Genomic DNA, 24,481 nt, shown 5'->3' on the forward strand with positions numbered 1-24,481 from the left:
GATGAAAGTATACCTAAAGTAGGAAAGGGTGTTTATCTAGAATGTCAAATATTCAAGAAAAAGTAGTTATTATTACAGGGGCGTCCAGCGGCATTGGAGAAGCAGCTGCAAAAGAACTGGCATCCAAAGGTGCAAAATTGGTTCTTGCCGCTCGCCGCGAAGACCGGTTAAAGAAGCTACAAGATGAAATTGAACAAAGCGGCGGACAAGCTATATATAAAGTGACGGATGTAAGTTCACACCAACAAATGGAGGATCTTGCTGCATATGCGCTTAACGAGTTTGGAAAAATCGATGTTTTAGTCAATAATGCTGGAATCATGCCGCAGGCTTTTCTTGCTTTGAAAAAGGTTGATGAATGGGACCGAATGATCGATGTCAATATCAAAGGGGTATTGTACGCAATCGGGGCAGTCCTTCCATCTATGAGAGAACGGAAATCAGGTCATATTATTAACCTTTCATCCGTGGCTGGACACAACATCTACCCAGGCGGGACAGTTTATTGTGGCACCAAACATGCCGTAAGAGCAATCTCTGAAGGCTTGCGTCAAGAAGAAGCGATGAGTGGTACAAATATTCGTGTGACCAATATTTCGCCGGGGGCTGTGACCAGCGAACTGCTGGAGACGACAACAGATCCGGCAATGAAAGCGGACTTGGATGATTTTTACAAGATAGCAATCGATGCAGACAGCATTGCACGTGCCATTACCTTTGCCATCGAACAACCATCGGATGTGGGCATTAATGAGATGATCATTCGACCAACAGCTCAAGTTGGATAACGTTAAAAATATAAGAAAGTAGAGATGAAAAATGAAGAACGAGCACTTAAGCCATAGCACACTCTTCCCATTGGGGCAAAAAGTCGAAAAAAACTTTATCGGAGACGCATACTTACAAATGGTGTTTACCGATCCAGCACCACTCAATACAGCAATCGGGAATGTAACCTTTGCTCCCGGTGCCCGTAATAACTGGCACTCTCATCATACCGGGCAAGTGTTGTTAGTTACTGGCGGTGAGGGGTGGTATCAAGAAGAAGGAAAGCCAGCTCAATTACTCAAAACAGGCGATGTGGTAAACATTCCAGCGAACATTAAACATTGGCATGGGGCTACAAAGGATAGCTGGTTTGTTCACTTAGCTCTTACACCAGGACAAACAGATTGGTTAGAACCCGTACTGGATGAAGAATATATTAAGCTATAGTAAATGAATTAACACATATAATCGGCAGCCGTTAATGCCGCCGTTTATATAGAAGCTTTTTTGCGATTGAAGCAGCAATCTCTGCCTTTACGGAAGGCGAACCCTGGCTACAAGGCTTATTGGAATATCTCATGGCGAACAAGCAATATCTCGAACATTATCTGGCTAGTGAACTGCCAAAGCTCCGAATTATCCATTCGGAAGCGACTTATTTGGCTTGGATTGATTGCCGGAACATAACTCCTAATGTAAGTCAACTGTGTAAATTCATAAGAAAAGAAACGGGGCTGTATGTCTCGGAGGGCGCCATTTATGGCGGCAATGGGCACGAATTCATTCGATTGAACTACGCCTGTCCTAAAAAACGACTAACTGATGGATTGCAGCGCTTGAAGCTTGGGATTCAGGCATATCAAAGAGTGAACGATTGATATAATAATGGTTACCAGATACTTCTTCACGAGTCGAATAGGAATCTTGGATAAAGTAGCACGATCACTTAATGAAGTTGGCGTCGATTTTATGGTGTTTGCAAAAGTGGAGCTATTATCGTGCATTGAGAGGGCAAAGCGTCGCGTGAGGAACAATACAATCTAATTCTGGCATTGGGGGCGGATTATCTGTATGCCGCCAATGCCAGCGAAATCGTAACACGTTTCGAAAATCTCTTTCTTGGTGTTACCTTTCTAACCAGAGTCTTACCGCTGCCGGTTTGCAGTCCCAAAGTGATATCATAATGGTTTCCTATAACTTTTTTATAATTTTGTTTCTTATGGTGTTGATCCCAGGGATACAAGGGGATCCCACTTATGAATGTCATTGCATCAAAAGCTGTAGCACTTGGAGAAGCGCTACAACCAGATTTTGTAACCTATATAGAAAGAGTTCTTGACAATGCCAAGTATTTGCAGAATCGCTGATTATATGGAGCAAGTATTTGGACTATTATAATTTGATGTGCAGCAAGCGATGAATACATATTTCAGAACCTCATGTATTGGGACAGGTTAGCCAGGCTTTGAAGTCCCAGATAGTTTATGTGGGGTTGTTCAATTGAATCAGTCTGTGAAAAGTTTATAGTTTTGTGATCGTAGTTCGTTGCTTTGAGGGTCAGGCAGTTTAGACTACGGATTGATAATGAACTGCAAGCGATAATATTGATTTCAAGCATAAACAATATTAGAGTTATATCATAAAAATACCAACTTCAATGTAAACTTGAACCTGGAACCCTGTCATAATAATCTGAGTACCGGCGCATTCTGGGTATTTTTGTTTTAAGGGAGGAATTAAATTGTTAAATGATAATGAAAGAAAAGGAATATTTAAAGCCATTTTTGAAAGGAGAGATATTCGATCATTTAATGGAAAACCCATATCCAAAGATAAGTTAAACAACATATTAATGGCTGGTCATCATGCACCTTCCGTTGGTTTTATGCAACCTTGGGATTTTATTGTAATTGACTCTCAAGAAGTTAAAGAACGATTGGCGCATGCATGTCATAAAGAAATACAAGCCTTGTCCATACACTATGAAGACGAAAAAAAGACAAGATTTCTCTCGCTAAAATTAGAGGGTATAAGGGAAGCACCTATAACGATCTGTATAACATGTGATCCCACAAGAGGTGGCGGGCATGTAATTGGGCGAAACTCTATTCCTGAAACAGATATTCTATCCGTGGCCTGTTGTATCCAAAATATGTGGTTGGCGTCTTATGCAGAAGGAATAGCTATGGGGTGGGTTAGCTTTTACAAGAAAACAGACGTACGGGAAATACTAAATATTCCACCACATATTGATCCTATTGCTTTGGTTTCATTAGGTTATACGGATTTTTATCCTACAAAACCAATCCTAGAGCAAGTAAATTGGGAGAGACGTCGAAATCTAAATAATCTAATACACCTTAATGCTTGGGAATGATTGAAATATAAGTAAATTCCCTTTTTTGGATATGATGTTCACAGAAACGATTGTTTCATAAGCTTGTGTCAAATTTTTAAATGTAGAATGGAACAGTGTTGTCCTCAGACATTTTTCATCTAACATATGTACAAAATACGGGTTTTGTGAATATGTTAATGTCGGATGACAAAAACTCACTTGGATTTTTGTAAATTCTTGTACTGTACATTGACACAAAATCCCCTACTAAAATGACACAAAGTTCCCTACTTTAGTAGTTAAATCATACTTTTGAGTGACTTAGTTCTTTTTCTTCAAGCGAATGAGGTAATTTTTTTTATTTATCAAGCTAAGTAGGTAACTTTGTATCACTCACCCAGTCAAGTAGGTAACTTTGTGTCATTCTCCCAGTCAGGTAGGCAATTTAGTGTCACTTACTTGACGCGCTCTACATTACTTATCCATATTATTGACTGCCTTCCTCATTTCCTCATCTGTTAAATGTGTATAGATCATGGTTGTTTGTATTGAGGAATGTCCTAATTGGTTTTTCAATCTAGGCACATCATTGTTCTCTAAATGATAGCGCGTTGCAAATGAATGTCTTAGAGAATGCACGGTTAATGCTGGTTTTCCAAAAGCTGAAGCATACTTTTCGATTAGTTTTTCAATAGATCGCTGCGTTAAACGTCGGCTTTTTCCTTTACGACCTATGGAAGCTGCAATAAACAAAAAGCTTTCGTTTTTTTCTGGGATATATCTGGATTCTCTAATCTGCAGATAATTTTCTAAATCTAGTAACGCTTGCTTGCTGAAATACACGTATTGTTCTTTATTGCCTTTTCGTATAACACGCACCAAAGCTTTGTTCATATCTAAATCTTCAATGTTAATACCTGCTACCTCAGAGAGCCTAAGACCAGAACCTAAAATGAGGGAAACAATAGCTGTATCTCGTTCACGGTTAAATTGATGGAAATTGAAAATACGTTTATTCTCTTTATTGATTTCTCCGAAATCATGAGCTATAAACTGCCTAAATGACTCAAAATCGTCTTCTCTAAGAATTTTCCCATCAATACGATTGGCAATGGTTTCTTGGCTTTCTTTAATCACGTTTAAATCCATTTTGGCCATAACATTGCGCTGGATATATGGTTTTAAGTCATTTGTTTCAGCTTTGTTCTGTAAGTAATCAAATAAGGATTTTAGTGAGGACAATTTACGGTTGATGGTTAGCTTGGCATTGCCTAGTTGATACTCCAAAAAAGATAGGAAATTTTCCACTTCACGAATCGTTAGTTTCTCCAAAGTAGCTAATTTAATGTTTTTACGGCTATCTTCAGTAAAATTTTCTGCAACTAACCAATCAAAAAAAATAATATAGTCATGGCAATAGTTCAGAAGCGTTGTGGGAGAAAGTTTTCGTTTTCTACTATCAATAAATTCCGTAATAAACCACGGAAGATCAGACAATTTTTCATCGATTCGATTCATGTAATGCATTTTCATTTGTTTATCCATATATGTATAACCTCCGTAAATTATTATACTTCAGTTATAAATATTCGTCAAAATTATATTTTACGTAATTATCAAATGAGGTCACAGTAGGTCGAAATACTTCCAAGTAATTAAACTGGTCTCTTCCTTGGTTTAGGTACATTATTATTTTCCTTATGATGTCGCGTTGCAAACGAATACCTAAGAGAATGTACTGTTAGAGACCACCCAGCACCTTAAGTCCACAAACATCTTTGCTTATGGCTATTAACAAATTAATCCCTGACTCGAAAAAATGTTTTTTTGAATATTGTCGCGCCCACATATTCCAGTTCTTAGCATGTAAGCCTAGCCACCATAAATGACGGGCAAAAATTAAGAAACGTATTAGGCCTTCCTCCTCCTGGTTTAAAAAGCGTATAGAGGAGTACCCTGAAATAAGCTCTTTCCAAATTTCAGGGGTCCCCCCTCTCCCAAAAATGCCCCAGATTGCAGTCGCTAGATCATATATTCTCCACTGCCAACCAACATCTTCAAAATCGATTATCACAGTTTGTCCAAGAGTTGTTTGTATTGCATTTAAGTGGTGTGCATACCCATGTGAGCATCCAAATAAAGATTCATCGTTATACTTTTCTAATATTACAGCTATTGTGCTTGTTAGTCGTTCAGTCAATAAGAGACTTTCACAATCATTGTAAGAATTTCTTATTGCGTCCAATGAGTTATATAGTAACTCATTAATTGTAATATCTCGGAGCCAACTCGGCTTCTTCATCTTATCCCAAATATTGTGTATATGACCAATTGAAGTGTCTAGTGAGAAGAAATTGGATTTATTAATTTGTAGTGCATGACCTTCAACAAACTCATAAGCCCTTGCCATAAATGCCACTTCATTAATTTGTATTATATTATTCTCTTCTTTGAGGGGACGTGGTACGGGAGCTCCTTCGCGAAATAGTGTTTGTATAGCAAGATATTCACGTTGTAATCTATCCAAAGAGTTGATAGGAAGAATCTTCAAAAGAAAATCTTCACGCGCTGTGATGGCTTTATATACATAACTTCTATTTAATGATAGTGGGAGTAATTCTTGAATTTTCATGTGTGGAAATATAGAATCAAGGTGAAATAACAATGTTTGAGTATTTGAATGATACTTCAATCCATTAACAACTCCATTCTATGACGTTCACAAATCCAAGGAAGTGTTGATACTCGTTGTAGCTGATTTGTACTTTCATGTAGCTTCGGTCCATTTCTCTTTAACTCTGATAAATCTAAATCGTAATTATCTGTTACAAAAGTTGAATTCTCAAAACCATCTTTAATGTTACCCAAAGAAAACTCTCTCAGCCCCACTAGTCCATAGCAAGGATAAATATAACCATCACCATCAATATATAATCTTAAATGATTTGCACACTGGTTAATTGGATTTTCTGGAATTGTGTTCCAAAAATTGCTTGTTTCACTTTTAATCGGATATATCGTAATGTCCATTGAATTAACATATTCATAACTGAGAAACCCGTATTCCCGTAAAGTTGAAATCGAACCAATAATTCCGATTGGTCGGCGTAAATTTATTAATAATCTCATAAAGTCTTTAATTGATGTTAACTTTGCTAATACAAAGAGATTGTCTGTAGTTACTCCAACTGATGAGAGCAGCGAATCATCGCAAAGTGATTTTAGGTGAGTGTAGTTATGAAATAGCTCGACTATATCTAAGGTTATTGAAAATGCGAAACCATTATTAATACGACCCAACTGCGGTCCGCTTAAGCGAATTCCCTCTTTGCAGAAGCGCAAGTTGTCGCGGGTTCGATAGATCTGGTCGGCCAGCACCGCTTTGGGATAATAACCAAATCTGGCGCGGTAACGCTCTACGGCGTCCTGCAATGTCTGCCCTTCGTTGTAGCTATCCCACGACAGATGCTCGCGGAAAGCGTAGCCGTTCACCACGCTAATCGCCAGCTTCTCTCCGAACTCGACGTTTGCCCTGGCTTTGCCGCGCACGATCGGTCTGACATGTGGCTGTGCGATACTGACAATCCGATCCGATATGCTGTGTGTCCGCTTGTCATACATCGTTTGCTGCTGACGATAAAGCTCTTGAATGACCAGGAGTTCCTTGTACAAACGCCGCGGCAGGCCGCTCGTCATATCGGCGAGTTCGGCGATCATGCGCAGATCACGGGAAACGAACCTGAGCTGCTTGCCGATCGCTTTTCGTATCGCTCGCGGCTTCACGCGCCGCTGCTTGGCAACCGCCAGATAGGCTTTGCGGGCACGCTCTCGGTATGTTCTGGGCTTGCGGGTCTTTCCACGTTCCGGTTCGTGCAGGATGTCGATGATCTTCTCCAGCTTTTCTCTGGCCTGATTCAGTAACGACAAATCCGTCGGGTAGGCGATATCCGCCGGCGCGCAGGTAGCGTCCAGCAGCAGTTCGCCCTCGTTCGTCAGTTCCATCTGCTGTGGCTGCGTTTCTGAAGGCTTACCGGACGCTGCGTCAGTTCCGCTGCCAGGTTCATCGTCGTCCGATGAATCATCCGACACTTGCGCGCTTCTTCCAGAGCGATCCATTCATTCACTTCATCCAGAATTTCACCACCCAATCGCTTGCGGAAATGCGTCATGAGAGAATGATGAAACGGACGGCGGTACCGATATTCCGGCAGACCGAGGAAGTACTGCAGATACGGGTTCTCCAGAATCTGACGAAGTGTCTCCCGATCATCGGTGCCAAGCCGCTCCTGGATGATGAGTGCGCCGAGCGCGATACGGATCGAAACGGCTTTTTTGGCCCTTGAGGCTTTTCTTGAAGTTTTTCGCATACTTCTCTTCGAGCATCCACCACGGAATCATCTGGGCCAGCAGCACCCAGCGGTTATCTTCTGCGAGCTTTCCGCCGAACGGCAGAAAAAAGTCGACGGGCAGGTTCATCTGGTTCTCGGTTCGCTGATACAATCCTGACGCCTCCAAGTGCACGGTTTTTCACGGGGCTGCCCCGTTTTCCTTCGACATAAGAGGCCCTAAACCCTTGTGCCTGTTGGAGTTTTGATTCGTTCAGCAAGCCCTAGGTAAACCGTGTCCTATGGGCATCGGCGCACGTGTTTAGACTCCGATGCCGCGAGGCTCATTGTCAAGGCGAATACGTTGTTTACATGTCTTCGATGTACACGCCCTTGATAATCAAGGATTTTCTAAAAGCGAGTTGAGATAATTAACGAAAATATACGCTAAGTATTAAACGGATTAATGACCCTTTGGCGGCTCAAACATCATATTGTTTAACTGGTTCACAAAATACCTTCGTTCGGGCCCGGGTTGTTTCGAAATACTTTCGCTTCTTCCACTAGAACCTCGTCCGCATCCGTACCAAGTACCTTCATCGTTTCATCAATGAATGATGCTAGTAGCATAGAGCTCGGATCGTTATTGAAATACGTTTGAACCCCTGGCGGCGCAATTTCCAGGATTTTCACCGATGTGTCTTTAAGCATGTACCGTTGGGATAGCGTATAGGAATGGAGCGCTGCTTTCGTCGTAATACAGAAACATGAAAATAATTCCAATAGGACGTAGGTTCTACTTTCTTGAAATTTTTGATTAGACTGGAAAGAGGCTAAGTCTACAGGTCATTAAAGTCAACCTAAAAACTTAGCCTCTTGATTTCATATTAAATTTTAAATAAACTTCAGTCTTCACATACCATTGTCTGCAAAGTCGATGAGACTACTATTTATTATTGCTGCTACATCCTTTTTGTAATCGTGTATAAAAAAATGATCCCCGTCAAACATATGAATTTTACAACTTTTGGACGTATAATCATGCCATTTTGCAACGTCAAAAATAGTGGCTCCCTTTTCTCTTTTTCCCCACAATACACTTATATCGCAGTCAAGCTTAGCGTTTTTTTCAATGTGCCTGTATGTGTCAGTAATTCTAAAATCCGCTCTGAGTATCGGTAAAAACAACTCCATTAATTCATTGCTTTTCAGAACCTCTTTGGGAGTGCCTCCCAGCTTAAATACCTCATCCACAAACTCCTTATCCGGCAAATCATAGAGTACCTTCTTCTTACTTACAAAACCCGGAGGATATCTGCCGGAAATAAACATATGGACAGGATATGGATGTCCGAGCTCCTTTATTCTATAGGCAAGTTCATATACAAGTACACTGCCCATACTGTGGCCAAACAACGCATAAGGTTGTTCTTCAAGGTTGCTTATGATAATACGGTGTATATCTTCAAGCGCTTCCTCAACACTTCCGTAAAACGGTTCACCAATCCTGCTGCCTCTTCCCGCAAGCTCAATCGGGAAAAGCTCAATCCTATCATGCAAGTATTGTTCCCAATATTTATATACTGCTGCAGAACCTCCTGCATACGGCAGACAAAACAATTTAATCTTATCCATTATATCTACCCCTTATATCTGAACTATTGGTTGATCTCTTCCAATATTTCTTTAATAATAGCCGCATTTTTATCTATATATCCTGTACTTAACATATCAAAATGACTGCCAAATCCGTTATATACTTTGAACTCTCCCGTTGTTGCCTCTCTCCATCCTTCACATAAATCAGCTTCACCTTCATTGTCTTGCTGCTGTGATATAATAAGATGGATATTGGAGTTTATCTGTCCCGAGTTTATAACACTTCTAGTGTATTTATGATAATTTCTCATTCTTTCAATGGCCTTTTCAATAACTGCCTGGTTATCTCCAAACATGCCTTTTATAAGTTTCTCATTTTCTTCTATAAATTCTTTATCCTGTTGCTCAGCAAGTTTCTTAGCATCTTCGCTTTCTTCCTCAATAAGGACAAATGATTTAGCCGAATCCAGAAAGATTATATCGGATACATGATGTCCAGTTTCAATTAATACTTTAGCAACTTCAAATGCCAGATTACCTCCTGCCGAGTAACCAAATAGAATATATGGGCCCTCGGGTTTGACAGAAGTAATTGCCTTCACATACTCCTCCATCCTGCTCTCATTTTCTATAAAGTCAAAGGAATATATGGAATAAGCATTCATTTGTTTTGATAAACTACCATAAGCTATTCCATTTCCTCCTCCTGGAGGGAATGCAAACATAAGACTCTCCATTGCTGAATTAAAATGAATTGCCGGACTTGGTGTAATATAATCATTGGCGTACGTATTGTGTATAAAACGGGCAATTTCCTTTATGGTTGGGGCCATATAAAAGTCTTTTAGTGGTACCTCAACATTTAACTGTTCATAAATTCTGCTTATAAGGGATATTGCCTTCAGTGAGTATCCTCCCAGTTCAAAGAAGTTATCATTCACACCAATTTTTTGTACTCCAAGGGCATCATGCCACAGCAGTGCAAGCTTCTCCTCAACTTCACCGCAAGGCTCTACATACTCTACTGATGTAGCTAAAGTACCGTCATTTTGAGGTAAATTATTCCGATCTATTTTGCCATTGGCTGTCAAAGGCAGCTTTTCCAGCTGAACAAAGTATTGTGGTATCATGTAATCGGGAAGTTCTTTTAAGAGAAGCGCCCTTAAATCTGATATTGTAGATTCACTTTCCCCTGCTATATAAGCACACAAATACTTGTTGCCCTCCTGGTCTGTCTTTGCAATTACCGCAGCTTCTTTTATTGAAGGATGCTTTAATAGCTGCACTTCTATTTCCCCAAGCTCTATCCTAAAGCCCCTAATCTTTACCTGATGGTCTACTCTGCCTATAAATTCGATGTTTCCGTCAGGAAGCCACCTTCCAAGATCACCGGTACGATACATTCTTTCTCCAGAGCTGAAAGGATTAGCTACAAATTTTTCCGTAGTCAATTCAAGTTTGTTCAAATAGCCTTTTGCCAGCCCATCTCCAGATATATATATTTCACCAGTTGTATTAACCGGTAAGATATTCATGTCTTCATTAAGTATATATATCTTATAATTCTGCAATGGCATACCTATAGGTATACTTGTTAGATTTCTCACCTTCTCACGGCTTAAATGGTAATAAGTTGAATCTACGCAGCATTCTGTTGGACCATAAACGTTTGTTATAGTAGGGTTATTATCTTTAAACCGATCATAGAAACCTTGTATACCTTTACATGAAAGTTCTTCCCCTCCGATAATAAACTTCATAACTGAAAGACTTTCTCCAGACCTGGCAGTATCTGTTAAAAGCTTTATATGTGCTGGTGTTCCGTCTGAAACAGCAATTGAATTCCTGTTATAGTACTTTAGAAGGCCCTCACCATCTAGCCTTGTATCCTCAGGAACTATAAACAGCGTATGGCCAAGGAGAGAAGCCGCAAATATTTGTTTTACAGATGCGTCAAAAAAGTAAGGGGACACAAGGGCAACATTTAAATAATTATCATAATTTTCATAGACAAGCTTTCTTAGTCCATAAACCAAGTTAACTACACTTCGATGCTCTATCATTGAACCCTTCGGAACTCCAGTAGATCCCGATGTATAAATGATATAAGCTAAGTCCTCTGGTTTATTTATTTTATCAAGGTTTTCAGCACTTCCAATGTATATTTCAGGGGAATCAAGCAGTAATATATTACCGTAAAACTCTGCTTTATCCGCTAAATGTGATTGCGTCAACAGCATAGTTGCATTACTATCTTCCAGTAATTTTTTTATTCTTAGTTCAGGAAGTTTGGTTGAAATTGGTAAATAGACACCTCCTGCTTTTAATATTCCCAGTATTCCAACCTGCATATCTACGGATCTTTCTACCATTATTCCAACTATGCTGTTTTGCTTTACACCATTACTTCTAAGTGCTCTGGCAAGCTGATTTGCCTTTTCATTGAGCTGCCTGTAGGTTAATTGCTTGTCCTCAAACACTACAGCTACATTATCAGGTGTCCTTTCCACTTGGTCTTGGAACAGCTCATGTAGAGTCTTATCCCTAGGGTATTCTGCCTTTGTATCATTAAAACTATTTAGTATTTGCTGTTTTTCATCCTGAGATAGTATATTTATTTCGGACAGCATCTTTTCGGGGTAAGCTGTGATCTCTTCCAGTACATTGATGAAATGGACCCCAAGTTTTTCTATTGTCTCTTTCTTAAACAGACGAGTAGCATACTTTAACCCAAATACAATATTATTCTGGGTCTCTTGGGCGTTTAGGGTCAAATCAAATTTGGACGCCCTGAACTCATTATCATAGGGCATGAACCTTAGCCCATTCATCTTAAATTCTGATGCCTCTTTATTTTGCAAGACAAACATAGTATCAAACAGCGGATTTCTGCTCAAATCCCGCTTAATGCTAAGCTTCTCCACAAGTTCCTCAAATGGGTAATCCTGGTTTTCATAAGCCAGTAGAGCGTTTTCTTTTACTACCATCAAAAACTCGCTGAAATTCTTTTTACCTTGAGGGTAATTCCTCATAGCTAGGGTATTGACAAACATGCCTATGATGTCCTGCAAATCTGTATGTGGCCTTCCTGCTATAGGGCTTCCAATTACGACATCTTCCTGTCCGGTGTATTTGAAAAGAAGCACATTGTATGAAGCTAGAAGCACCATATACAGTGTTGCTCCATGATCCACGGCAAGCTTGTTCAGTTTATGTGCAAGTTCCCGGCCTGTTTCAAAACTGACCATATCGCCTTCAAAACTCTGTATAGCCGGCCTTGGGTAGTCTAACGGCATATCAAGTACTGGTATTTCTCCCCTAAATGCCTGGAGCCAGTATTCTTCTTGTTTACTGATTGTGCCGTCAGCAAACAATTTATTCTGCCATACGGAATAGTCCTTGTACTGAATCTGAAGTGCTGGAAGATTCATTCCTTCATACAAGCTTATGAATTCTCTTACCAGTATTTCATCCGACACCCCGTCAGATATGATATGGTGTTTATCAAGCATCATGACATGCCTGTCTTCTCTAATTTTTACGAGCCCTGCTCTTAGTAAAGGAGCCTTGCCAAGGTCAAATGGCCTTATGAATTCATTTGCTGCTTCTGAGGCTTTTTCTTCGCCGGTTTCCATGTACATGATACTAAATTCCACCTCATCATGGACCTTCTGCACCGGTTCACCATCTACCATATGGAAGGAGGTCCGGAAAGCCTCATGCCTTTTTACCAGCTGATCTAAGGCTTTCTCAAAACGTTCTATATCAATACTGCCTTCTAACAACATAAACTCTGGCATATTGTATGCCACCCTTGCTCCTTCAAGCTGATTTAATATATACAGCCTTCTTTGGGAAGACGACATAGGATAGTATTCCATTTCTCCAGTGGGCTGGATAGATTGATAAATACTCTCTTGGGCTTCCTGGATGTACTTGGCAATTTCTGCAATTGTCGGCAGCTTGAATATCTCCTTAAGAGATATATTTACATTGAACTCTTTGTGAATTTTGGCTGCAAAGTTTATTGCTTTTAATGAGTGCCCCCCAAGCACAAAGAAATTATCATTTCTCCCTATTTTCTCAACCCCCAGGATATCCTGCCACAATTGTACAAGCTTCTCTTCCACTTCACCTGAAGGTGCTTCATACTCTACTCCAGTATTTAAATGAGCAGCAGGGTGGGGCAAGTTCTTCCGGTCTATCTTACCATTGGCTGTCAAAGGCATTTCATCCAGCTGCATGAAGTATGCCGGGATCATATACTCGGGCAATTCTTTTGAAAGGCATTCCCTTAGTTCAGTTATTGTCAGTTCATTTTCCCCAACGAAATATGCACACAGATCCTTGTTCTTCTGTTGGTCTTCCTTTACAATAACCACAGCTTCTTTTATTGAAGCATGTCTTAATAGCTGAGCCTCTATTTCTCCAAGTTCTATTCTAAATCCCCTTATCTTTACCTGGTGGTCCATCCTGCCTAAAAATTCTATATTCCCGTCAGGCAGCCATCTTGCCAAGTCCCCAGTACGATACATTCTTTCTCCCTTTATAAACGGGTTAGATACAAATCTTTCTGCAGTAAGCCCCGTCTTGTTTAAATAGCCTTTGGCAAGACCATCCCCAGATATATATAATTCCCCAGCGATACCTATAGGATTTACTTCTAATTTCTTACCAAGTATGAATGCTCTGGTGTTTGGCAAAGGACGGCCTATGGGGATATTATCCAATCTACTAAGCCCCGCCGCAGTAATCAAATATTCCGTAGAATCCACACAGCATTCGGTAGGACCATAAACATTTGTGATGCAAGGTTGCACATCCTCAAATCTGCTTAGGAAGTCTTTTACTGCATCAAATGGAAGAACATCTCCGCCTATAATAAAATGTCTCACTTTTAGGTTATTATCTATAGGAGGAGAATTTAACATCATATTTACGTGTATGGGCGTTCCATCCGAAATATCAATCCTATTTTCACTATAGAAGTCCAGCAGCTTTTTACCGTCTTTCCTTGCTTCCTCCGGTACAATGTACAATGCATGCCCCATTAGCAGTGCTGCGAAAATCTGCTGCACCGAAGCATCAAAAACATAAGGGGCAATGAGGCAAACATTCAACGGTGATTCATATTTGTTATATATTCTCTCGAACAGACCCTCTACCAGGTTTAATACACTCTTATTATCAATGCAAACACCTTTAGGGTTTCCCGTTGAGCCAGAGGTATAGATGATGTACGCTGTATCACCAGGCTTATTTATACATTTTATATTCACATCGTTTATAAAATTATAATCATAATCAGATAAATCAATAATCTCACCATCGAAATCATCACGATCCATAAGATGATTTTGGGTGAGTAAAATTTTGGCCTTGCTGTCCTCCATCATATACCTTTTTCTTTCCAATGGATAATTAGGATCTACAGGAAGGTACGCCCCCCCAGCCTTGATTACTGACATTATACCTATAACCATTTCAGGCGAGCGGTCCACCATTATGCCTACAATATCATCAGGCTTTACTCCCTTTTCTCTTAATGCCCTGGCCAATTGGTTTGCCTTTTGATTCAGTTCTCGGTAGGTTAATTGTTTACCTTCAAAAACCACTGCAATATGATCAGGAGTCTTTTTCACTTGCTCCTCAAACATTTGGTGTATGGTTTTATCCAGGGGATATTCGAGAGCAGTATCGTTAAAGCTGTATAATACTTGCTGTTTTTCTTCCTGTGATAACATTTCGATTTCATAAAGCCTTTTTTCGGGGTATGCTGCAATTTCTTCCAGCAAATTGATGTAATGAGCCCCAAGTCTTTCAACTGTTTCTTTCTTAAACAGTCTTGTACAGTATTCGAGTTCAAAGGCTATACCATCCTCAGTCTCAAATGCATTTAAGGTGATGTCAAATTTTGATATTCTGCCTTCTATCCCTTTGTTGTACGGCTTGAAGCTTAGATCAGACGTTATGAGCTCTGCTTTTCCAACATTGTATATGGCAAACATGGTATCAAAGAGGGGATTCCTGCTCATATCCCTCCTTATGTCCAGCTTATCCACTAATTCTTCAAACTGATAGTCCTGATTGTCGTATGCTTTCAAAGCATTTTCTTTAACTTCTTTCAAGAATTCAATAAAAGTCTTTTCTCCTTGCGGGTGGTTTCTCATGGCCAGAGTGTTTACAAACATACCTATGATGTCTTGAAGGTCAGCATGAGGCCTTCCAGCTATAGGACTTCCCACAATAATATCTTCCTGTCCAGTGTATCTAGATAACAGCACATTGTATGCAGCAAGAAGCGTCATATATAATGTAGCTCCATTGTCTGATCCAAGCTTGTTAAGTCTAACCGCAAGCTCGCTATCAGCTTCAAAGCTGATGTAGTCTCCTTCAAAGCTTTGTACTGCGGGTCTTGGGTAGTCGGTGGATAAATCCAGCACAGGGATCTCTCCCTGAAAGGTCTGGAGCCAGAATTCCTCCTGCTTACTTATGGCAGCTCCTGCAAACAATTCCCTCTGCCAAACTGAGTAGTCCTTGTACTGTATACGCAGTGGAGGAAGTATTTTCCCTTCATATAAGCTTATAAACTCTCTTACCAGTATGTCGTTGGACACTCCATCCGATATGATATGATGCATGTCAAACACCATAATATGTCTGGCTTCTCCAATCTTTACAAGTCCAACTCTTAATAGTGGAGCCTTTCCAAGGTCAAAGGGCCTTATGAATTTCTCCACTATTTCGGGAACCTTCTCTTCACTGGTTTCCAGGTACATGATACTTAGGTCCGCCTTGTCATGGACTTTCTGAGACAGCTCTTCCTCGATCATATGGAAGGAGGTTCGAAAGCTCTCATGCCTTTCTATCAGACTATGAAAAGCCTGCTCAAAACGTGCTTTATCAACAGTACCTTCCAGCAATATTATGCCAGGTATATTGTAGGCGATTCCAGCTCCTTCAAGCTGGTTTAATATATATAGTCTTTTCTGGGCGGATGACATGGGATAATATTCCATATCCCCAGCACGTTGAATGGACTGATATAGGCTCTCCTTTGAGTCTTCAATGTAGCTGGCAATTTCTAAGATGGTTGGTGTCTTGAATATTTCCTTAAGAGGTATGTCTACATTGAACTCTTTGTGAATTCTTGCTACAAGGCTTGTTGCCTTTAACGAGTGTCCTCCGAGCATAAAGAAGTTATCATTTCTTCCTACCTTCTCTATTCCAAGGATGTCCTGCCACAGCAGCGCAAGCCTTTCCTCCACTTCACCTGAAGGCGCTGCATACTCTGTTCCTGTATTTATTCTTCCATCAGGCAGCGGCAGCGCCTTTCTGTCCAATTTTCCATTTATGGTTAACGGTACTTTTGCTATCCTCATAAAATAGGATGGAATCATATAATCGGGCAGCTCTTTAGATATAAGCTCCCTTATTTCGGTCACTGTCACTTCTCGGTCAGACACTATATAAGCGCAAAGATACCTGCCTACACTTGAATCCTCCCGGTCAATGACCACCGCCTCATTTATATCAGCATGCTTCAAAAGGGCTGCTTCTATTTCCTCAAGCTCGATTCTATACCCTCTTATTTTAACCTGGTGGTCTTTTCTGCCGGCAAATGCAATATTCCCGTCAGGAAGCCACTTTGCAAGATCTCCTGTTTTATACATCAGTTCTCCAGGCATAAATGGGTTCGGTACAAACTTTTCCCTGGTAAGTTCCGGTTTTTTCAAGTATCCTCTCGCCAATCCTGCCCCGGAAACACAGAGTTCACCCTCAACACCTATGGGCTTAAGATTATTGTTTTCATCAACTATAAACACCCGGGTATTGGTAATAGGTTTACCAATAGGTACCGACTTATCGGCCGTCTCACAATCATCTGCTTTCCATACCGTTGCACATACGGTTGTCTCAGTAGGTCCATAAGCATTTATATATGAAATCCTGTTGCTCCATTTCTTTAAAAGTTCGGGAGTGGAAGCCGAACCTGCTGCAATTACCTTCTTTAAGGAAGTTACTTTTTCCGGGTCCAGATTTGCCAGATACGGAGGTGGTAAAGTAGCAATAGTTATCTCATTTTCATTTAGGTATTCTTCAAATCTTCGATAGTCATTGATAATATCGCTTGAAGATATATATAGTGTTGCTCCTGCCAATAGTCCCATAAATATTTCCCAAACTGCAGCGTCGAATGAAATTGATGCAAATTGAATAATCCTATCGCTTTCACTTACATTTAAGCGGGTCTTGAAAAACGCCTCCAGATTTGCTACCCCTTTATGTTCTACCATAACCCCTTTAGGTTTTCCTGTAGACCCAGATGTATAAATGATATATGCCAAATTTTGCGGTGAACATACCACTTCCAGGTTCATAGGGTTTCCGGCATAAAGGCTTTCATCTTCTATGTCTATATACTTCCCGTAAAACTCCACTTTCTCCAGGAATTGCTTTTGGGAAATCAGCACCCCTATCTCGCTGTCCTCGAGTAAATATTCGATTCTTGCCTTAGGGTAGTCAGGATCTATAGGCATATATGCCCCTCCGGCTTTAAGTATGCCAAATATACCTATGACCATCTCCAGTGAGCGTTCTACCATAATACCCACTATGCTGTCTGGTTTAACTCCCTTATCCCTCAACACTCTTGCAAGCTGATTTGACTTCTCATTGAGTTCACTATAGGTTAGCTGCTTACCCTCAAACACCACTGCCGCATTGTCAGGTGTCTTCACCGCTTGTTCCTCAAATAGTTGGTGAATGGTCTTTTCCCTGTGGTATTCCTCCGTTGTATTATTGAAGCAGTGTACTATTTCTTTCTTTTCCACTTCGGTGAGTATATCAATATTCCTAATATGCATATCGGGATTATCGGTTACAATTTCTATTACCGACTGAAAATGTCCCTTGATTTTTTCTATGAAATTGCCATCATATACCAGTGAGTTATAACTGAATTTAATAGATAATTCCTTACCGCCATCAACGAGTATCCCAAAATCATAATTCGTCTGCTCGAATATTTCCATTCCAACTACATTTAAAATGCCATTACTGGATGAAGCATTAACCGCTTCATCCATAGGGTAATTTTCAAAAGCCATGACATGATGTATCAAGGCATCTTTCAAGCATGTTTTTGACTGCACATCCGCCAGAGGATAGAAACTGTACCGGTCAGATTCAAGCACCGATTGCTGCATCTCTTTGATCAGTTCGGTAAAAGTTTTATCCTCATCACAACTCACCCTTACTGCAACGGTATTTATAAATAAACCCACCATGCTCTCAATTCCCTGTATTTCATGAGGCCTTCCCGATACCACCTCACCAAACACCACATCATCGGTATTGTTATACCGCTGTAATAATATCCCCCATATGGTCTTTATAATGGTACTCATGGTTGTATTGTTTTTGGCTGCAAACTTCTCAAGATCGCTAGTTATTTGTTCAGATATTTTAAACTCCGTTTCTTCAATCCTGAAATCATCACTTGCAGACCTGCCGTTTTGGGGAAGGACTGTCTGATGCTCGTAACCTTTAAGATAGGTTTCCCAGTAATCTGCGGCCTCGTTCTGATTTCTGCCTTCCAACCATTTGATATAGCGGCTGTAAGGATATACCTTTCCTGACTCCGGCTCCCGGCTATTCATCAGGGTTTCATAGTTTTCCATAAATTCTCTAAATATATTTGCGAGACTCCACCCATCAATAATGATGTGATGAAAGCTCCATACCATGTTATAAGATTGGTAGCCTGTTTTAATTACACTTAATCTTGTTAAAATATCCCTTGATAAGTCAAAGCCCTTTTTTCTGCCTTTAACCCTGTATTCTTCTATATACCTATCCCTTAGTTCTTCGGCAAGGGAGGTAATATCCTCATAGCTGACAGACAGCTTTCTTTCCTTCATGACTACTTGTAAGGGCTTGGCTACATTTTCATACAAAAAAATTGTTCTCAAAGCGTCATACTTTTCAATAATGATATTAACGCTCTTTTCAACACAATCAATGTCCAGGATGCCTTTTATAGAAAGTGATATCTGCTCAAAGTAGGCGTCTGAATTTTTATCCATCATATAGTGGTACAATATCCCTTGCTGCATAGGAGTGAGCCGGTACATATCTTTTATGTTTTGTTTCTTCAAATCACTCATAAGTACTCCTCCTTAAATACAAACTCTTTTTATTCGAAGTTATTCAATACGTCTTCAAACTCATCCATATTCAGATCGTCTACTGTAAAATCACTGAGTGTAGCTTCTGAATAGTCCATTTCTGCACAATGGGTTATTATGTTTACTAAATGCTTTTTAAAACTCACCGCTACCCCTTCAATAGTACTCTTCTCATACTCGCCCTGGTTGTAGCTAAAGTTTAATTCCAGCTTCCCGCCTTCTACAGTTCCGCCGTTAATATCAATACAATACTCACTTTTATAGTTTGGTCCTGTAGACTCTCCGGCAGGAATATCAGACACTCCAAATAAATTGTCTACATTATCCTGGTTGAATTGACCGAGGTAATTGAAGCTTATTTCAGGGTGTAGATTAAAGTTTAAATCGGCTTTGTTTTCCGGCAAGGTAAGATATTTTAGTATGCCGTAACCTATCCCTTTGTTAGGTATCTGCCTGATGTTTTCTTTTACCGATTTGATCATGCGGGAAATATCGAGTTGTCCGCTGACATCTAACACCACGGGATACTGGGTGGTGAACCATCCCACGGTCCTGCTTATGTCAATGTCTTTAATGATTTCCTCCCTGCCGTGCCCCTCCAGACTGATCAGAACCTTATCATTTCCGGTCCATTCCCTCACTGCTAATCCCAAGGCGGTAAGCAATATGTCGTTTACTTCTGTGTTATAAGCATGGTTTACCCGCTTTAGCATCTTCTCAGTCTCTTCAATACTCAGCTCGATCTTGACGCTATTGTTATTCATATACCTTCTTTCTTCAATCTCTCGGTCTTTTGGAAGCGGTATTGTTTCAGTTTTTTCCAAATTGGTCCAGTAATTTATTTCTTTTAATAGTTCAGGGCTATTGGCATACTCATCAAGCCTCTGTGCCCAATCTTTGAAAGAGTCGGTCTTGTTGCTGAATTTTATTTCATCATTGTTTAGCGCCTGTCTGTATCCTATGTCCAAATCTTCCAGTATGATTCTCCACGATACCCCATCAACTACAAGGTGGTGAATAGCTATTAGCAGGTGGTCCCCTTCTTTAGTCTTAAACAGACCAACCTTAACTAAAGGACCGTTATACAAGTCCATGCTCCTCTGAATCCTCGACGCTTCCAGCTCTATTTTTTCCCGGTAATTATAGCTGTCCCTAAGGTCTACAATTTCCAATGAAAAATGTTCACCTTCAAAGTTTTTGTTGTATTGGAGTATATTTTGATCCTCTATTTTTACCACTGTTCTAAAAATATCGTGGTGCTCTACAAGCTTTGACAATACTTTTCGAATAATAGCTTCTTCAAATCCGTTACGCCCATATATCATTATTTCCTGATTAAAATGATGGATATCCTTGCTGTCTTGTTTATACAACCATCTTTGTATAGGTGTTATCGGTACTATGCCTTCTACCGGGCCTTGATGAATTCTTCGGCTTGTAGATTGTATATATTCGACGAGTTCCTCAATTACAGGATGTTTGAATAAGTCCCGCATTTCAAGCTTTAGCCCATGGACGTTAAGACGCGACATTACCTGTATGGCTTTTATTGAGTCTCCTCCAAGGCTGAAGAAATTATCTTTTACCCCGATGTTTTCAGTTTTTAGTACGTCTTCCCATACTTTGGCCAGTATTTCTTCTCTTTCGTTTCTAGGAACTACATGCTCTACTCCGGTATTAATATTCCCCTGTGGTTCAGGCAATGCTTTCCGATCAATTTTACCGTTGGCATTAAATGGCATCTGTTCCAGATGCATGAAATATGCTGGTACCATGTAGTCAGGTAGTTCGTTTAAGAGATGCTCCCTTAGCTCGGAAATGGTCAATTCATTTTCCCCTACAATATATGCACACAGGTACTTCTTCCCTTGCTGCTCTTCCTTTGCAATAACCACTGCTTCCTTAATAGCAGTGTGCTTCACCAGATGTGCTTCAATTTCTCCAAGCTCTATTCTAAAGCCTCTTATCTTTACCTGGTGGTCGATCCTGCCCATGAATTCGATGTTCCCATCAGGAAGCCGCCTTACTAAGTCCCCTGTGCGGTACACTTTTTCGCCGGGAATAAACGGGTTAGGTACAAATTTTTCTGCTGTCAGTTCAGGTCTATTCAAATAGCCCCTTGCAAGACCGCTTCCACCTATCACAAGTTCACCGGCCACTCCTACAGGAGTTAATTGGTTGTGCTTGTCCAGTATATAAAGGTATACATTCTGTAAAGCTTTCCCTATAGGTACTGTTATAAGTTCTTCTGCTATTTTCTTTGTTATACTGTAACCCGCTGCATATATCGTGGACTCTGTAGGCCCATAGATATTTTCCAGAGATGTGTTCTCTGAGACATCGAAAAGCTCATGGACAAGCTTTTTGGGCAGCGCTTCTCCAGCAGCAAAAATATACCTGAGAGTTGATGGCAGTTTTATACCATTATCTTTTAAAGTATGCACCATTATATTCAGCATTGATGGTACAAAGTTTACATGGGTTATCTTATGCTTGTTTATTACCTCTACTAACTCCATAGCTTCCTTTTCCACACCTTGGCGTGATATTACAAGCTTTCCTCCGTTGAGGAACCAGCCAAATATCTCAGCTACGGATACGTCAAAGGTATAAGTTGTTTTAAATAGAAAAGCGTCTTCCGCTTTAAGCGGATACATGGCCTGGAGGGCTGTAATTATGTTTACAACGCTAGTATGCTCAATCATTCCACCTTTGGGCTTCCCTGTCGAACCTGATGTATAAATGACGTACGCAAGGTCCGAGGGTTTGTTTACATTTTCAAGCTTTGAGTTCTCTTCATTTAAATATTCTTCCTCCAGATATATAATATCCGCATCAATCTGCTTATTTTCCATAAAGGTCCTGGAGGTCAAAAGGATCTGGGAACCACTATCGTCCAACAAATACTTTATCCTTGTATCAGGATAATTAGGATCTATCGGCAGATACGCCCCTCCAGCTTTCAATATGGCAAATATCCCCACAATCATCTCAAATGAACGTTCGGCCATAATTCCTACAATACGGTCAGGCTTTACCCCTTTGTTCCTCAATACTCTGGCCAAATGATTTGCCTTTCCGTTCAATTCCCTGTAAGTCAAGTGCTTGTCTTCATATACCACAGCTATGTTGTCAGGTGTCCTTTCCACCTGCTCAGCAAACAGCTCATGTATGGTTTTGTCCTGCGGATAGTCTTTCTTAGTATTATTAAAGTCTATCAGCAACTGCTTTCTTTCTTCATGACTTAATATAATAAGCTTGTCAACTGACCCTTTGGGGTTATGGATAAACATATTTAAAATATTAATAAAATAGTCTATACACTCTTCTGCCTGTTTTCTTTCCAATACTTTGTCCGAGTAGATCAAGCTTATATTAAGATCATCGAATGTATTACTTACTGTAAAGTCAAGACTTGTATTGGTTGCTTCATATTCATCAACTGAAATTCTATCTTTAACATCACCGATTTCTTTGTTTATTATCTCGTTATATATATGAAAATCCACATAATTGAATATGGTATCAAATAAAGGATTTTCCTCTTTGTTTTCTTTTCCGCCCAGGATATTTATGATCTCAAATAAAGGCAGTCTTCCATAAAGCTTTAAGCTTATTAATTTCTTTTCTGCAACTTTTATCAATTCCTCCCATATATCGATTTTATCAAAACACATTTTGACGGGAACCGTATTTAAGAAGCACCCCAGCATCTTATCTCCATCTTCGCATACAGGTCTGTTATTTTCTACCAAACCTACGACAAAGTCATCCTCGTATGAAAGCATATTGAGCATATAAGTGTATGCAGCAAAGCAAAGTGTCTTTAAGCTTACATCATATCTTCTGGCAGTACTTCTTAAATCACCTAAAAATTCCTGACTTAAATGGCGTGTTACATGGTCTACTTTATAAGATTTTTTTGTTTTTCCATGAATATTTGCAGGCATATTCAACCTTTTATATTCACTTAATTCCTCTCTCCAATAATTAATTACTTCCTGGTTGTCCTTAATTGTCATTTGGTCTGCTATATAATCTTTATAGCTGCATTTAAGCCGTGTTGGTATATAATCTTTTTCTTGCTTAAGCTTAGAGTATAGGTTTGAAACTTCCGTAATCAATGAAGCAACACTCCAGCCATCCAGGATAGCATGGTGGAATATCAAAACCAGACAAATATGGTTTGCGTCAAGTTTGAATATTCTTATCCTCCAAAGGGGCTTTGATATATCAAACGGATTCGCTCTGTCATTTTCCAAATATTTGTTTATATACTCAACCTGCCCTGTCCTGCTAAAATTCATGATATCTATCTGCTCAATATCAAGACTACTGCCCTTGTAAACAATTTGCACAGGAGTTTCAAAATCCTCTAAATTAAAAACCGTCCTTAAAATATCATGTTTTGACGTCATTAGAAGCATCGCTTCTTTAAATGCTGGGAAATCAAAGTCTTTGTCATTCAGATGAAATGCAAATTGGTCATGATAAACTGCATTTTCATAGTCTTTTTTGGAATGATAAATCATACCCAGCTCTATGTGACTCATCGGATATATATCTTCCATGTCCGAAGGTAACTTTTCTGAGAGAGTTTCATTCATCAATATTCGCTGTTTAAATAACTCCAGTTCTTCCCTTGCTTTACCCATCTTACTGTTAAAATCTTCCGTATCTTTTACTTTTAAGAATGCAGACAATCTCTCAATATCAGGATTCATGTATATATCCCTGATTTGGATGTTTATATCCAACTTTTTGCATATTGTGCTGACTAATGATATTGCACGTATAGAATCTCCGCCTATTTTAAAGAAGTTGTCCCTTATTCCTACCTGTTTTGCTCCAAGCACTTCCTGCCATATTTCAACCAGTTTCTCTTCCACTTCATTCCGCGGCGCTACATATTCTGTTCCCGTACTCATACTTCCGTCAGGCTCGGGCAATGCTTTCCTGTCTATTTTTCCATTAGGGGTCAATGGCAGCTTTTCCATCTGCATAAAGTAAGAAGGGATCATGTAGTCCGGGAGCTCTTTTGACAAGTGTTCCCTCATCCCCTGTACGGTTATTTCTTGATCCGGTACGACGTACGCACAAAGATACTTATTTCCGTCAGCTCCTTCTTTGTCCAATACCACCGCTTCTTTTATTGTTTCATGCTTTAATAACCGGTTCTCTATTTCACCCAGTTCTATCCTGTAGCCTCTTATCTTTACCTGATGGTCGATCCTGCCCAGATATTCTAGGTTGCCGTCAGG

The 24,481-nt window shown here is 39.9% G+C and carries 10 protein-coding genes and 2 pseudogenes; 5 read left to right on the forward strand and 7 right to left on the reverse strand.

Translation table 11 applies throughout. The features are described from left to right. The first annotated feature begins 41 nt into the window (after window positions 1–41). The 5 genes and pseudogenes from ABEW32_RS25910 (at window position 42) to bluB (ending at window position 3,145) form a co-directional block, all read left to right on the forward strand. Window positions 42–788, forward strand: a complete 747-nt coding sequence (locus ABEW32_RS25910) for an SDR family oxidoreductase (protein ID WP_430193139.1) — start codon at window positions 42–44, stop codon at window positions 786–788. A gap of 31 nt (window positions 789–819) precedes the next feature. Continuing rightward, complete coding sequence (locus tag ABEW32_RS25915) at window positions 820–1,215, forward strand: cupin domain-containing protein (RefSeq protein ID WP_017426959.1); 396 nt, start codon at window positions 820–822, stop codon at window positions 1,213–1,215. A 131-nt stretch (window positions 1,216–1,346) separates the two neighbouring features. Further along, a complete protein-coding gene (locus tag ABEW32_RS25920; protein WP_430193141.1) occupies window positions 1,347–1,646 on the forward strand; it encodes a beta C-S lyase family protein in 300 nt (99 codons plus the stop codon). Window positions 1,647–2,003: 357 nt separating this feature from the next. Continuing rightward, window positions 2,004–2,123: pseudogene (locus ABEW32_RS25925) on the forward strand (hypothetical protein); the annotation flags it as partial. 386 nt (window positions 2,124–2,509) lie between these two features. Then, complete coding sequence (gene bluB, locus ABEW32_RS25930) at window positions 2,510–3,145, forward strand: 5,6-dimethylbenzimidazole synthase (RefSeq protein ID WP_430193143.1); 636 nt, start codon at window positions 2,510–2,512, stop codon at window positions 3,143–3,145. Between the two features lie 435 nt (window positions 3,146–3,580). Here the strand turns inward: bluB and xerS are convergent, their stop codons facing one another. From xerS to ABEW32_RS25965, 7 genes and pseudogenes are all read right to left on the reverse strand, one after another. Beyond that, a complete protein-coding gene (gene xerS, locus ABEW32_RS25935) occupies window positions 3,581–4,651 on the reverse strand; it encodes a tyrosine recombinase XerS (RefSeq protein ID WP_023988768.1) in 1,071 nt (356 codons plus the stop codon). A 196-nt stretch (window positions 4,652–4,847) separates the two neighbouring features. Then, complete coding sequence (locus ABEW32_RS25940; protein WP_430193146.1) at window positions 4,848–5,738, reverse strand: phosphotransferase enzyme family protein; 891 nt, start codon at window positions 5,736–5,738, stop codon at window positions 4,848–4,850. A gap of 659 nt (window positions 5,739–6,397) precedes the next feature. Further along, a pseudogene (locus ABEW32_RS25945) lies at window positions 6,398–7,606 on the reverse strand (IS5 family transposase); the annotation flags it as partial. A gap of 332 nt (window positions 7,607–7,938) precedes the next feature. Then, complete coding sequence (locus ABEW32_RS25950; protein ID WP_430193148.1) at window positions 7,939–8,142, reverse strand: hypothetical protein; 204 nt, start codon at window positions 8,140–8,142, stop codon at window positions 7,939–7,941. A gap of 201 nt (window positions 8,143–8,343) precedes the next feature. Beyond that, the gene (locus ABEW32_RS25955) at window positions 8,344–9,066 is read right to left on the reverse strand and encodes a thioesterase II family protein (protein WP_025721395.1); all 723 of its coding nucleotides are present in this window, start codon (window positions 9,064–9,066) and stop codon (window positions 8,344–8,346) included. Window positions 9,067–9,089: 23 nt separating this feature from the next. After that, the gene (locus tag ABEW32_RS25960) at window positions 9,090–19,199 is read right to left on the reverse strand and encodes a non-ribosomal peptide synthetase (protein WP_430193150.1); all 10,110 of its coding nucleotides are present in this window, start codon (window positions 19,197–19,199) and stop codon (window positions 9,090–9,092) included. 29 nt (window positions 19,200–19,228) lie between these two features. Beyond that, the coding region (locus ABEW32_RS25965) for an amino acid adenylation domain-containing protein (RefSeq protein WP_430193152.1) at window positions 19,229–24,481 on the reverse strand (5,253 nt) is incomplete at its 5' end.

This window comes from Paenibacillus jamilae (assembly GCF_050482105.1).
GTDB classification, from domain to species: domain Bacteria; phylum Bacillota; class Bacilli; order Paenibacillales; family Paenibacillaceae; genus Paenibacillus; species Paenibacillus jamilae_B.

Bases quoted from the DNA above. Each gene is read 5' to 3' on its own strand.
- ABEW32_RS25910 (WP_430193139.1), top strand. From the start codon at position 42: ATGTCAAATATTCAAGAAAAAGTAGTTATTATTACAGGGGCGTCCAGC.
- ABEW32_RS25915 (WP_017426959.1), top strand. From the start codon at position 820: ATGAAGAACGAGCACTTAAGCCATAGCACACTCTTCCCATTGGGGCAA.
- ABEW32_RS25920 (WP_430193141.1), top strand. From the start codon at position 1,347: ATGGCGAACAAGCAATATCTCGAACATTATCTGGCTAGTGAACTGCCA.
- xerS (WP_023988768.1), bottom strand. From the start codon at position 4,651: ATGGATAAACAAATGAAAATGCATTACATGAATCGAATCGATGAAAAA.
- ABEW32_RS25940 (WP_430193146.1), bottom strand. From the start codon at position 5,738: ATGAAAATTCAAGAATTACTCCCACTATCATTAAATAGAAGTTATGTA.
- ABEW32_RS25950 (WP_430193148.1), bottom strand. From the start codon at position 8,142: ATGCTTAAAGACACATCGGTGAAAATCCTGGAAATTGCGCCGCCAGGG.
- ABEW32_RS25955 (WP_025721395.1), bottom strand. From the start codon at position 9,066: ATGGATAAGATTAAATTGTTTTGTCTGCCGTATGCAGGAGGTTCTGCA.
- ABEW32_RS25960 (WP_430193150.1), bottom strand. From the start codon at position 19,199: ATGAGTGATTTGAAGAAACAAAACATAAAAGATATGTACCGGCTCACT.